Here is an 11,981-nt window from a genome sequence, read left to right as displayed (position 1 = left end):
AGAATACCGCTCCATCAATCGATCATGGCTATCCATATTTTGAATAACGTTCTTGGTTTTGTATTATAGATACAGATGACAAAAAAATTCAAGTATGCGACATTGGTTCTACGCCGCATACTTGAATTTTTTTCAATTAGTATACATCAAAACTTCTAATTTTCATTTCCCATCAACTGATACGCTCGACCATCCGAACTTCTTTTGAAAAAACCGAATGTGATTAGGTAACGCCTTTGTTCGACATAATCAGCACTAGAAAATACGTCCATCAATATCGAATTGACTTCTGTTTCTGTATAGATTACTCCATGTTCGAATCGTTTCAAGACTTCTTTCAGCAGGATGTATTTCTTTTTTGTTGCGCTTGGTACTTGTTTTACTTTTCCATCCTTCGTAAATGTCTCCAAAACTTTCATTTTCTCTTGCTCCGTATAAGTGTAAATCATCTTCTTTCTCCTTTTGATTCTAAGAATACTCCATTTATGTTAGAATATTCTGTATTTTTTGTTAAAGCGGTTACTCTCAAGAAAGATATTATCATATGGCTCTTTTTTTTACTAATATTTGTCGATAGACTCATCCTAATAAGTTATTCGCCCAGTCGAGTAATTAAAAAATACTGAATCAAGAATATTGCATTACATGATAAGAACAAAAAAAGAACCCTTGAATACCAAGAGTTCTTTCTCAGTCTGATAACGATGATTAACGACGGATTTCTTTGATACTTGTGAAAAGTCGTTAAAGTATTGATATAAAAAGATTTTTATTACCTCTGACTACACTTTGACTAGTTTATGAAAAATTGGCTCTTTAAGAATCCTATAATACCAGCGTTTTCACCGTATTTTAGTCTTCCAAAGAACGAAATGCAAGTAATGGTTTTACCTTTTCATTATTAGTCAAATGACGGTAGATTTTTGAAGTCGTTTTGTCCGTATGACCTAATCGATCCTTCAAGACATCCCAACTACAATACTCGGCTACTAGACTAGCCATTGTGTGGCGAGCTAAGTGAGTATGGAATGACTTTCCAATCCCTGACCGCTCCACGCACCGCTTAACGTGATCATTTACATATTCCCTGCGATAAGGCACCCCACGTTTACTAGCATCGAGATAAACAAATAAATAAGTCTCATCCACAATAAAGCGATGATGCCCTCTCATCTCAGCTAAAGCACGAATCAATTGCTTTAGCTTTTCCATCGCCAATGGTGTTACCGGCACTCGTCTAGCAGAACTAACTGTCTTAGTAGTTTCAATACGAAAATCTTTACTCTTTCCTTTAACCGCTGTCTGTTTATAGAAGAGAATTTCATTTCTTTGAAAATCAATATCTTCTGGTTGTAAAGCAAGTGCCTCACTAACACGGCAGCCTGTATAGAATAGAACATGAAAGAGAACTGACATAGGTAATTCTTCATGGACAATCCCATAGTTCAAGAACGTCCTCAACTCATCTACCGTCAAAAACTTATCTTCCACATTATTGACAGCTTCTTTCAAATCCCGAACGGTTACTTGATACTTAGGTATTCTGACTGTCTTCATTGGATTTTCACTTACTAACTGCTTTTTGAGACAGTACTTGAAAACCATGTTTAGGACTTGAATCAGAGATTGTAGACTATTTTTAGCATAGCCTAGGTCTGTACCGTTGAGGCCTCGTTCCTTCAAGTTGAAAACCAACTCTTGTAGTTCATCTGATGATAAATCACAGAGTCGTTTATTGCCAATCCAACGATTGATGATAGTCAGTTGTTCTGCTCGCTTATCATAGGTCGATTCTTTTTGTTCATTTAAGGACCGGTAATATTGAAACCATTTTTCACCTACAACGCTAAACTTGTCGTTGCTTGCAACAATCCTTTTCTTGTGTCGTTGCTCCTTTTCCATTTCCAGATAAGCAAGTTGTGCTTCCTGTTTTGAATTGAAACCACGTCTTGTTGTTCGAAATGCTTGAAAATACCAAGTGACTCTGCCAGTAGAACTAATTTGTTTTTTAAAACGATCTTTTGTTTTCATTTATTGATTCCTCCTATTTCGAAGGAACCCAACAAGCGAAAAATCTTTGGAAATCTTTCTATCTATGCTTTCATTGTACCGCATCTTAATAAAAAGATGTAACCTATAAAGATCGAAGTAGTCGCATTTGTTCACGAAAGCCATCTGCATCACTCTTCCTCATCCATTCTAAAACATCGTCTCGCAGGTAGTGTCCTCGAATTCCATACCAACAAGACGGAAAATCGCCAAGTTTGACCAAGCGATTTAACGTACTATCACTGATTTGAAAAAGACGTTTCAAATCAGTATTAGTAAGTACTAGTGGTAGTTGCGCCATAGCAAGTAGCCTATCTGTGTATTCTTCTAGTTTCTTTTGCAAGTACGGATAAAAATCAGTTTCAAGAACTCTTTGATTAGTAGGATATTCCAATTGCTTCACCTCTTCTCTATCGTAAAAAATCTTCCCAGTATTTCTAAACAAAAATTAGGTATCATAAAGCAATGACGTAGATAAGAAAAATCAAGTCTTAAAAATAGTAGTTTTTCATCTATCAGCTGCTCTGCCAAAGCACATAGGAATCTCACCTCCCCCCAGTAATGGCGGGCCAATTTGGTTACGGAAGTATCATTATCTAGTTTTCATCTTTACATTTCACTATTTCTGTCGCTCCGATCATTCGATCCTCCTGGCGTAATAAAATGTAAGATTAAAAAACTAACGTACTGATAGATTCATATTTAATTTTCAATGGACATGGCTTTTCAGCCTATGATAATCTTCTAGAAATGAATCTAAAAAACTTCCATAGAATGAAAATTGGAAAGAGGAAGGCACTACTAGCGACTGACATCAAAGGTCAGGATTTTTTCAATTAGTTTGGTTTCCAAGTTTCTACGCAAAAACTCATCAATATAAACAGACGATGTAGAACCAACTTCATAGTTATTTCGCAATGAAAGTCTGATAATATACTTCTGATAGTGATGAAGAACCTCTGTGATTGCCACTGGCTCCCCAGAAACTGCCGAAACAATTGTCTCTACTTTTAATGAAGAAATAGCCTTGTTAGTGTCATTATTCATGGCTATTTTCCTCCAAATACTTCCTTAACTCTTCTTCAGCTTTCCTTCGTTGGTACCACACACCGCCAACACTCATCCCAATTATTTCCCCTATTTCACGATCGTTGAATCCAGCAAAATAATAAAGTAAGATAATTTTTCGTTTAGGTTCGCAGAGTTGGTGAATTGCTTCTGCTACATCGAGATTTGCGACTAATAGTTCCATACCTAGAGCTAGAAAAACCTCACTATTCTCCATGGAAGTATCGTTGATTTGAAAAGATGCTAGAGCTGATTCTGGTAATTCAGTTAATGAAATTTGCCGTTCTCGGAGTCTGGCATATTGCTTTTTGATATTCCGTGCTTCATTGCGAATGACTGTTTTACAAAAGCTATCAAAGATTTGTACAACGCGGAAATCCAATGAATCTTTCATATTCTTTCCTCCTCATGTTCAAACAAAGATTTTGTAACTCATTGCTTTCCCCTTTCCACTACTAATACAATTTGGGCAGGTCTATTTTTCGAAGAATCGGAATTTTTTTCAAAAAAATAGCGCACAGACAAATTTGTCTATACGCTTCAAAAAAAATCATAATGAACATTAGTTTAGTTAGCAACAATAAATCCTGAATAATTCATACTTTGACTTCAAACCGTCTGAAACTGCCTAACGGCAGTCTTCATTTACTTTTTCATTTTCACCTGTTAAGTGATGCAAAAAGAACCCCATTCTGATATGGTAAAGGTGTCGAAACCAACCATAAGAAAGGAGTTCTTCTCATGACTAGCTTACACAAAAACCAGGTAAAATTCAATTCAAATTTGACTATTTCACATACAGGTGGTCGCTTATCGAGTGATTCGGGTTTGGTCTTAGTTAAAGAGGTGATGAATACCTTCGACTTTTCACACGTAGCTAAACAGTGGCTCCATATTAAAGACAAACGTGTTTACTTCACACATGATAACTTAGCGATATTAGAACAACTCATTATGCAGTTAATTGCTGGGTACTCGGCAGACTCATCAGCTAATCTATTAAGACAGGATCCAGTCTTTCAAGCTGTACTCGGTAAAAAAGAGTTGGCCTCACAATCGTCAATCTCACGGTTTTTAGATCGTTTCACCGAGGAGATCATGGATCAACTCCAAGCATTAAATCAGTCGCTGATTGATAAAGCGCGTTTGATTCGCAATGACACCGAGTTAATCATTGATGTCGATTCCACACATTCGGATACCTTTGGACGCCAAGAACAAACAGATTATAATGCCCATTATCAAACCTACGGCTATCACCCATTAGTTGCATTTGACGGATTGACCGGAGATTTCCTAAAAGCTGAACTGCGTTCAGGCAATCAGTACACGTCTAAAGAGGTAAAAGCCTTTATCGACCCGCTGTTACACCACTACAAGAGCACGTTACCTCATACCAAGATATTGGTTCGGGGTGACAGCGGCTTCGCCACACCAGAGGTGTATGAATCTTGTGAAGCAACTGAAAGCCAGTACGTTATCCGATTAAAGAGCAATCGGAGGTTAAGTCAGTTAGCTGAACACTCTGTTCTTTATGGGGATAATAAAAAATGGGAAGACCGAGAAATACAGTATTTTTCACTCCCTTATCAAGCACAATCCTGGTCAAAACCCCGTCGCGTTTGTATTCGATCAATCCGTGAAGCAGGAGAGCTTCTTTTTCACCACGCATTCATTGTGACGAATCTATCCGATAATGTCTCGCCTGAAGTCATATTCTCTCTTTACGGCAAGCGTGGAACAATGGAAAATTTCATCAAAGAAGCGAAATTAGGCTTTTATTTTGACAAAACAGATAGTCCGCGTTTCCTGGAAAATCATGTCAGAATGATGATCAGTGTCCTGGCTTACAACCTCGTCAATTTTTTAAAGACCATTGGATTTGAACAAGTGAATCGGGGGATGACGATTCATTCTATACGATTGACATTGCTTAAAGTTGCCGGAAAACTCGTTAAAACAGGTAGACAAGTCTATCTCAAACTGTCGAGTTATCATGTGTATCAAACTGAATTTTATAAGGTTTTTGAACGCCTACGGCGATCTAGGCAATGGATTTAGGCTAGTTATCGTAAAAATTTTTAACCTATTTTTCCAAGGGGTCAGTCTGCCCTTAAATAGACAAATAATTTTTATTATAGCCTTCTTCCGTATATATCCTGTTCGAAAACACATTATTTTGGAAGAATGTATCTGCCTAATTTAAATGTAGGCACTTTGTTCAAAAAAATAGCTTAAATTTAGAGCTATGAATTATTCAGGATAAATAGATTTTTTAAAAATTATCTAGTTATTGTTTTGTAGAACGTGTTCGAGTATTGCCGCTGCTTTTCCTTCAAACACGCATTCTTGGTAATTATCCGTTAGATTATCTTGATTCAATAGAATCGTAACAATCGAATCATTGTCACTGATTTCCTCGTCTTCTTCCTTGAAGGCCGCAACCTGCTCCTCGGACAAACCTAAGTCGCCAAACTTCGTCCCCGACCACGTGCCATCATCGCTTTTCCCATAGGCCGCTTCCAGCTTCGTCAAAGTCTCCGCAGCTTCCTCCTCTGTCGGCATATAGCGCAACGTCACGCCAATCAAGCCAAAGCCCGGCTCAAAGACCAAGTCCGGAGCAGCCATCCCCACTTCCGTCTCCATGGCACTGGTAAAAGAGAATACCTGATATTTTTCGGGAGTGACATCCAGCGCCGCCTCTTCCACATCCAAGTCTAAGGCCACCATAGCCTCATCTTCTCCCATCCCCCAACTAACATCTTCAAAAGGTGGCGTCCAGTCATAGGTCACATCCTCGGGCTCCTCCTGGGTAGAGCAGCCACCTAAGAAACACACTGCCAACAAGCCTAACAAAAGTTTTTTCACATTCACTCCTCCAGTCAAAATAAACTCAAAATAAATTGAAAGAACACACAATAAGCAACTACTAACATGAAATTAACCAAAATAAGTGTCAACGGCAACATTAAAATTTAGGAACCTACAATTTTAAGTTGCCCTTGACATAACTCCCTACTCCTGAAAATGCTCATGCAATGGTTGATAAAGATGATATCCTAGCAGGCAACCGATAAAGTTTAAGAAGATATCACTTATCGCAAATGTGCCAAGGTAAAACACAAACTGTATCATCTCAATCCCCACAATCGTCAGGAGAGCTACGATGACAAACTCCCGATAACGAGCCTTCATCCCATACAAAAGTCCCAGTGGTATGAAGTAGCAAACATTTAGTAGTGCCTCAAGCCAGCTTAGCCTCCCACCCATCAAAAAGTCGATAGTATTCAGAATCAAGGCCTGATAACGGGGAGCCTTGGTGAATAAAACGACGAACAATAAGAACAAATACACACTAAAAAATAGATAAAGATAAACTACGGATAATTTTCCTAAAGACCACTGTAGGTAAAACAACCAAATCACCAATGCAAGAAAACTGATTAATGTCAAGGGCAACTTAAAATTGTAGGTTTCCTACATTTTAATGTTGCCGTTGACAATTAACACCAATTCAGTATAGACAAAACGCTCCATCGTCTGGGCAATCCGAGGATACCCCGCTAGAACCGACAGAGCAATAAAGTGGATTAACAGACCACTGACACCCACCGCGACTAGCAACGCCACCACGTTCTTGATTACTCTCACGTCATCCACTTCCTTTCACAAAAATGGCGCCCCACATCAGGACGCCATTCATCACTATTGGTACTTAAAGGTCCAACTCACCTTTCAAGATGTCTTGCACCCGTTTCAACTCATCTTCGGAAACCCGTTGGTAACTGATATTGTCTTGCATGAAGCCTTCTCCTTGCATCTGCTCTGTCTTCACATTGGTAAAGGCATCCCGATAATTCAAGGCAATCTTCTTCATGTCAGCAAAATGCATATCCGTGGTCACATTGGACTCCATCGCCTCTAAGACTTCTTGATACTTAGTAATCCCATCCATCGGCAACAGCTTCTTCACGACACCGACAACGATTGCCCTTTGCCGTTCTTGCCGACCATAGTCTCCTCGAGGATCTTCCTTACGCATTCGGGAAAAGGCAAGTGCCCTATCGCCATCCAACGTGTTTAACCCATGCTTGAAGGTATAGCCACTTTGAGTGAACTCACCACTATTGGAAACCTCCACGCCACCTACCGCATCTACCAGTTCCTTGAGGCCTTTCATGTTAATAGCTACATAATGATCAATCGGAATATCCAGATAACTTTCCACCGTATCCATCGACATCGCCGCCCCACCAAAGGCATAGGCGTGGTTAATCTTATCATCTGTCCCATGATCCACGATCGGCACATAGGTATCTCTGGCAATGCTGACAATCGTAGTCTTCTTATCTTTCGGATTAACCGTCGCCACCATCATGGTATCCGAACGCCCTTGTTCCGTCCGACCCAAGTCCCCGGTATCAATCCCAAGTAACAAGACTGAAAAAGAATCTTGCTCTTCCAAGTCTACTGCCTGTTCCCGCTTGGCTGGGTTTTTACGTTTAACGGATTCATACGTCTGATCCGCTGACCCTCGGACATCGAAATAAACCTTGGCACCAAGTCCGACTACTACCAATGTGATTGCAAGAATTAGTCCCACGATTCCTAAAATGATTTTTTCCCTATTGACAATGAATGATCCCTCGTTTCCGTGACTAAGTTAAACAAAAGTACTGCCTATTTACTCAATAACACGCTATTCTTAATGATAATTAAGTTAGTGGGGGATGTCAAAGCAAATTTGATCTGTGGTGAAATAATAGTGGTTTCCCTAGAAAAAGGTAATCAATAACTTGTCTGTACTTAATTGAGTGAGTTAGCAATTATGTTTTTTTGAAAATCGCTAACTACTCTATCCATAATCTGAGTAATTGAAATTTCCTGAGTCCAAGTTAAATAAATTGCCTCAGCCGAATCATTTCTCATATCAAATTTGTCAATAGGAAAAATTACTTATTCATTTATACTTCTCAACATTCCCGCCAAAGCTTCTTCCCAAGTCGGAATCCCAAAGCCCAATGCTTCTGCTTTACTCAAATCCATCACCGCATATTGGGGACGAGTAGCTTTTTGGGGATATTCTTCAGAAGTTACTGGCAAAACTTCTACTGTTTCGTCTTTCAAAATCTCTTTAGCAAATTCATACCAAGAACAGCTATTTTGATTAGATAATTGATAAATGCCAAAAAGCGCTTTATTATCCGCAAATTTCTAAAGAATATTTGGTAGAATTAGCACAGCCTTTAAAGAAAGATCAATATGGTCAAATATTTGTTGTGCTTAGCAGAAAATTAGAAAAAGAGGCTTTAGTAGATGAAAGTCAAAGAAACAAAGTTAAAAGATGTCAAAATTATTGAGATTGATGTCTTCGGAGATCATAGGGGACTCTTTACAGAAAGTTACTCTAAGGAAAAATTTGTAGCGGCGGGAATTGATTTTGATTTTGTCCAAGATAATCATTCCTTGTCCAGTAAAGCTGGCGTTTTTTGGGGGCTACATTTCCAAAAAGGTGAAGCTGCGCAAACAAAATTAATTCGAGTAGTAACTGCTGCGGTTTTAGATGTAATCGTGGATATTCGCAAAGGCAGTCCTACTTATGGTCAACGGGAAGGCTATTTGCTGACTGTGCACAATCATCGCCAACTTTTGGTACCTCGTGGTTATGCTCATGGATTTGTGACTTTGACACCAAATGTTAACTTTATGTATAAATGTGACAACTATTATAATGCAGAAGCTGATGGTGGAATTGCTTTTGATTATCCTGATTTAGCGATTGATTGGCCGATTGGTATTAGCCGGGCGATTCTATCAGAAAAGGATCAACATCATCCAACATTAAAAGAGTTTTCTGCTGAAAATCCTTTTGTATATGATGAAATCTAAGAATTAGGAGAAACAGAGTTGAAAAAAATTATTGTAACTGGTGGCGCAGGTTTTATTGGCTCAAATTTTGTTCATTACGTGGTAAAGAATCATCCAGAAGTTCAAGTGATTGTGTTAGATAAACTGACTTATGCCGGTAATCGTCATAATTTGGATGGACTGCCAGAAGACCGAGTAAAATTAGTGGTTGGAGATATTGCAGACGCTACTTTAGTGGATTCCTTAGTCAAAAATGCGAATGCAGTGGTGCATTATGCGGCAGAATCTCATAATGATAATTCTTTAGAAGATCCTTCCCCTTTTATTCAAACCAACTTAATTGGGACCTTTACCTTATTGGAATCTTGTCGGAAATACGATGTGCGTTTCCATCATGTGTCCACTGATGAAGTATATAGGGATTTACCTTTGCGGGAAGATTTGCCAGGACATGGAGAAGGTGCGGGAGAAAAATTTACTGCTGAATCTCCTTATAATCCTTCAAGTGTCAAGGGCAACTTAAAATTGTAGGTTTGGGGGTGCGGACATAATCCTGGACTAAAAATGAACTTAGGAGGAATATCCGTATGTTTTCCCACGAAGAACGTGTAAAAGCAATTCAGTTATTTTTAAAATATGATTGCTCCTACGCCGCTACCATTCGGAAATTAGGTTATCCGTCCGTTGGAGCACTACGTCAATGGTATAAAGAATATTTGGTATCTGGAGAGCTCCATCAGGAACTCCGGAAGAAGTCAAAGTATTCTGAAGAACAAAAAAGAGTCGCTGTGAATCATTATTTTGAATATGGTCAATGTTATGCACGAACCATTCGAATGCTTGGTTACCCAAATAAAGGCTCCTTACGACAATGGTGTGAAGAACTCGCACCAGGTGCTAGAAAACTTCGAAAAAGTGCGGTAAAGTTAACCAAAGATCAAAAAGAAGACGTGTTGAAAAAGTTCTATAAACCTCAAACCAACAGAAAAGGCTTAGCTGAATCTGAAGGAATCAGTAGGGTTGCTCTATATCAATGGAAGGCCACTTATCTTGGAAAGGATTTCCCTCTGCGCATGACTTCAAAAAATCAAGGAAAACAAAAAGAATTACTTTTAAAGGAAGTAGAAGAGTTACAAGAACAAGTACACCAATTGCAGCTTGAGAAAGCATTACTCGAAGGAGCAGCTGAACTACTAAAAAAAGGAAAAGGCATCAATCTACTTCGTCTATCAAATCAAGAAAAGACTCTATTGATTGATGCCTTACGAAATCAATTCAACTTGAAAGATCTTCTTCAACAGCTCCAGTTGTCTAAAAGTAGCTACTTTTATCAAAAACAGGTACTTGAGCAACCGGATAAGTATTTTGAAGAACGCCAATTAATTGTCACGATTTTCAACAGTAATTTCTGCGCTTATGGTTACCGCAGAATTCATCAAGCTTTAAAAAATATGGGGAAAATCCTTTCTGAAAAAGTCGTACGTAAATTGATGTTCGAGGAAAATCTATTTGTTAAATTTTCTAGACGAAAAAAATACTCTTCGTATGCTGGGGAGATTACTCCTGCACAACCTAATTTATTGAATCGCAACTTCAAAGCAAAAATGCCAAATGAGAAATGGCTAACAGATATTACCGAGTTTAGGATTCCCGCAGGGAAAGTCTATTTATCCCCATTGGTTGACTGCTATGATGGCGCCGTTATTAGCTGGACTATTGGAACAAAACCTGATGCAGAATTAGTGAATACTATGTTAGACGCTGGACTCGCTACCCTTCAAGACCAGGAGCGTCCAATCGTTCATTCTGACCGTGGTGCTCATTACCGATGGCCCGGTTGGATCGAACGAATGAACAAAGCGAACTTGCCTCGTTCCATGTCTAAAAAAGGTTGCTCCCCAGATAACTCAGCGTGCGAAGGTTTCTTTGGACGATTAAAAAATGAGGTGTTTTACCAACGTGACTGGAAAAACACGACAATTAACCAGTTTATGAATCAATTGGATGACTATATCTATTGGTATAATAATCAACGGATTAAGTTATCTTTAGGGGGACTAAGTCCTCTTCAATATCGGAAGAAGCAAGGATGTATTGGTTAAAAAAGGTCCAGAAAAACATCCGCACCCCCTTTTGGGCAGGATAAAAATGTCGGTTTTCGGCAATAACATATGTCGGTCATTGCCAGTTTAAATTTTGTTCCTCATGCGATAAGATTTGCCAGTAATTTTGAATACCTTCACATGATGCACCAAACGATCAAGGATGGCTGCCGCTATTTCTGGTCTTTGAAATAGTTCACCCCAACGCGATAAGATGTAAATAGCGGCGATAAAATGTCAGAAAACAGCGGAATAAAAATGCCGTTTTTCTGACATTTTTTATTTTTGATATTATCAATCTATCTAATCCATAAGGAGGACAAATAGATTGAGGAAGGATATCAAGGAAGAGGCGCACGAGTACATCATGAAAGAAATCAAACCTAACTACGCAGCTATGGCCCGCAGCTATGACTGTGACCCAAGAACTGTAAAACGATACTATGAGGAAGGAATAAAACCGAAGCCAGAAGAACCAAAGAATAAGACAAGACCCTCGAAGCTGGATGGTTATCGGGAAATTATTAAGGACAAGTTAGAACTTTCCTGCTCAGCCTCCAATAAGGTATACGTCCCCACCAAATTGGTTTGGATAAAGGGCGCCGGATCTTCTAAAGAATTATCATTATGAGATTCCACCGCAAAATGCACCACCGCCGCCACTTCTTTGACTAAAGAATCCACCAAAGCCCCATCGATTATATCTCCCACCACCAGCTTCACCTGCTCTTGTGGCAAGCCCGCCAAATTATGAAGATTTCCCGCATAAGTCAATTTATCTAACACAATAATCGCCACTTCTGGATGATGCTCCACTACATAATGGACAAAATTTGACCCGATAAAACCAGCCCCACCTGTCACCAAAATTTTTTTCATGAGATTTGCTCCTTT

The 11,981-nt window shown here is 39.0% G+C and carries 11 protein-coding genes and 4 pseudogenes; 4 read left to right on the top strand and 11 right to left on the bottom strand.

Annotation, left to right across the window (positions count from 1 at the left end):
* Positions 1-155: 155 nt before the first annotated feature.
* The 5 genes from RG571_RS10910 to RG571_RS10890 all read right to left on the bottom strand — a co-directional run bounded on the left by RG571_RS10910 (position 156) and on the right by RG571_RS10890 (position 3,511).
* On the bottom strand, positions 156-449 hold the full coding sequence (locus RG571_RS10910; protein ID WP_002329434.1) for a DUF2087 domain-containing protein: 294 nt from the start codon (positions 447-449) through the stop codon (positions 156-158).
* A 403-nt stretch (positions 450-852) separates the two neighbouring features.
* On the bottom strand, positions 853-2,031 hold the full coding sequence (locus tag RG571_RS10905) for a tyrosine-type recombinase/integrase (RefSeq protein WP_010718181.1): 1,179 nt from the start codon (positions 2,029-2,031) through the stop codon (positions 853-855).
* A 103-nt stretch (positions 2,032-2,134) separates the two neighbouring features.
* A complete protein-coding gene (locus RG571_RS10900) occupies positions 2,135-2,392 on the bottom strand; it encodes a helix-turn-helix domain-containing protein (protein ID WP_370570052.1) in 258 nt (85 codons plus the stop codon).
* A gap of 458 nt (positions 2,393-2,850) precedes the next feature.
* Positions 2,851-3,096 carry a helix-turn-helix domain-containing protein gene (locus RG571_RS10895; RefSeq protein WP_010718183.1) on the bottom strand — a complete coding sequence of 82 codons (246 nt, stop codon included), beginning with the start codon at positions 3,094-3,096 and terminating at the stop codon, positions 2,851-2,853.
* Positions 3,089-3,511, bottom strand: coding sequence for an RNA polymerase sigma factor (locus tag RG571_RS10890; RefSeq protein ID WP_195193761.1), 423 nt, complete (start codon positions 3,509-3,511; stop codon positions 3,089-3,091). The genes RG571_RS10895 and RG571_RS10890 overlap by 8 nt, the downstream gene beginning before the upstream one ends.
* 347 nt (positions 3,512-3,858) lie before the next feature.
* On the opposite strand from RG571_RS10890, the gene RG571_RS10885 reads away from it, so the two are divergent.
* A complete protein-coding gene (locus tag RG571_RS10885) occupies positions 3,859-5,178 on the top strand; it encodes an IS1380 family transposase (RefSeq protein WP_258430402.1) in 1,320 nt (439 codons plus the stop codon).
* Between the two features lie 225 nt (positions 5,179-5,403).
* Here RG571_RS10885 and RG571_RS10880 read toward each other — a convergent pair whose 3' ends face one another.
* The 4 genes and pseudogenes from RG571_RS10880 to RG571_RS10865 all read right to left on the bottom strand — a co-directional run.
* Positions 5,404-5,985, bottom strand: coding sequence for a hypothetical protein (locus RG571_RS10880; RefSeq protein ID WP_195193759.1), 582 nt, complete (start codon positions 5,983-5,985; stop codon positions 5,404-5,406).
* Positions 5,986-6,132: 147 nt separating this feature from the next.
* Positions 6,133-6,471, bottom strand: a complete 339-nt coding sequence (locus RG571_RS10875; RefSeq protein ID WP_258430408.1) for a VanZ family protein — start codon at positions 6,469-6,471, stop codon at positions 6,133-6,135.
* A 361-nt stretch (positions 6,472-6,832) separates the two neighbouring features.
* A complete protein-coding gene (locus RG571_RS10870) occupies positions 6,833-7,753 on the bottom strand; it encodes an LCP family protein (RefSeq protein WP_258430406.1) in 921 nt (306 codons plus the stop codon).
* A 320-nt stretch (positions 7,754-8,073) separates the two neighbouring features.
* Positions 8,074-8,322: pseudogene (locus RG571_RS10865) on the bottom strand (sugar nucleotide-binding protein); the annotation flags it as partial.
* Positions 8,323-8,433: 111 nt separating this feature from the next.
* On the opposite strand from RG571_RS10865, the gene rfbC reads away from it, so the two are divergent.
* The 3 genes and pseudogenes from rfbC to RG571_RS10850 all read left to right on the top strand — a co-directional run bounded on the left by rfbC (position 8,434) and on the right by RG571_RS10850 (position 11,087).
* On the top strand, positions 8,434-9,006 hold the full coding sequence (rfbC, locus tag RG571_RS10860; RefSeq protein WP_308947684.1) for a dTDP-4-dehydrorhamnose 3,5-epimerase: 573 nt from the start codon (positions 8,434-8,436) through the stop codon (positions 9,004-9,006).
* Positions 9,007-9,024: 18 nt separating this feature from the next.
* Positions 9,025-9,510: pseudogene (locus RG571_RS10855) on the top strand (GDP-mannose 4,6-dehydratase); the annotation flags it as partial.
* A 62-nt stretch (positions 9,511-9,572) separates the two neighbouring features.
* Complete coding sequence (locus RG571_RS10850) at positions 9,573-11,087, top strand: IS3 family transposase (protein WP_195193758.1); 1,515 nt, start codon at positions 9,573-9,575, stop codon at positions 11,085-11,087.
* 87 nt (positions 11,088-11,174) lie between these two features.
* On the opposite strand, the pseudogene RG571_RS10845 reads toward RG571_RS10850, so the two are convergent.
* Positions 11,175-11,300 (bottom strand): annotated as a pseudogene (locus tag RG571_RS10845) (ATP-binding protein); the annotation flags it as partial.
* Positions 11,301-11,639: 339 nt separating this feature from the next.
* A pseudogene (locus RG571_RS10840) lies at positions 11,640-11,966 on the bottom strand (GDP-mannose 4,6-dehydratase); the annotation flags it as partial.
* Positions 11,967-11,981: the final 15 nt, after the last annotated feature.

The organism is Enterococcus sp. FR204, from assembly GCF_031143325.1.
Taxonomy (GTDB): Bacteria; Bacillota; Bacilli; order Lactobacillales; family Enterococcaceae; genus Enterococcus_B; species Enterococcus_B faecium.
This window is presented reverse-complemented; position numbering and strand designations above follow the sequence as displayed.

Coding starts and splice junctions, on each gene's coding strand:
- RG571_RS10910 (WP_002329434.1), bottom strand. CDS start 449: ATGATTTACACTTATACGGAGCAAGAGAAAATGAAAGTTTTGGAGACA.
- RG571_RS10905 (WP_010718181.1), bottom strand. CDS start 2,031: ATGAAAACAAAAGATCGTTTTAAAAAACAAATTAGTTCTACTGGCAGA.
- RG571_RS10895 (WP_010718183.1), bottom strand. CDS start 3,096: ATGAATAATGACACTAACAAGGCTATTTCTTCATTAAAAGTAGAGACA.
- RG571_RS10890 (WP_195193761.1), bottom strand. CDS start 3,511: ATGAAAGATTCATTGGATTTCCGCGTTGTACAAATCTTTGATAGCTTT.
- RG571_RS10885 (WP_258430402.1), top strand. CDS start 3,859: ATGACTAGCTTACACAAAAACCAGGTAAAATTCAATTCAAATTTGACT.
- rfbC (WP_308947684.1), top strand. CDS start 8,434: ATGAAAGTCAAAGAAACAAAGTTAAAAGATGTCAAAATTATTGAGATT.
- RG571_RS10850 (WP_195193758.1), top strand. CDS start 9,573: ATGTTTTCCCACGAAGAACGTGTAAAAGCAATTCAGTTATTTTTAAAA.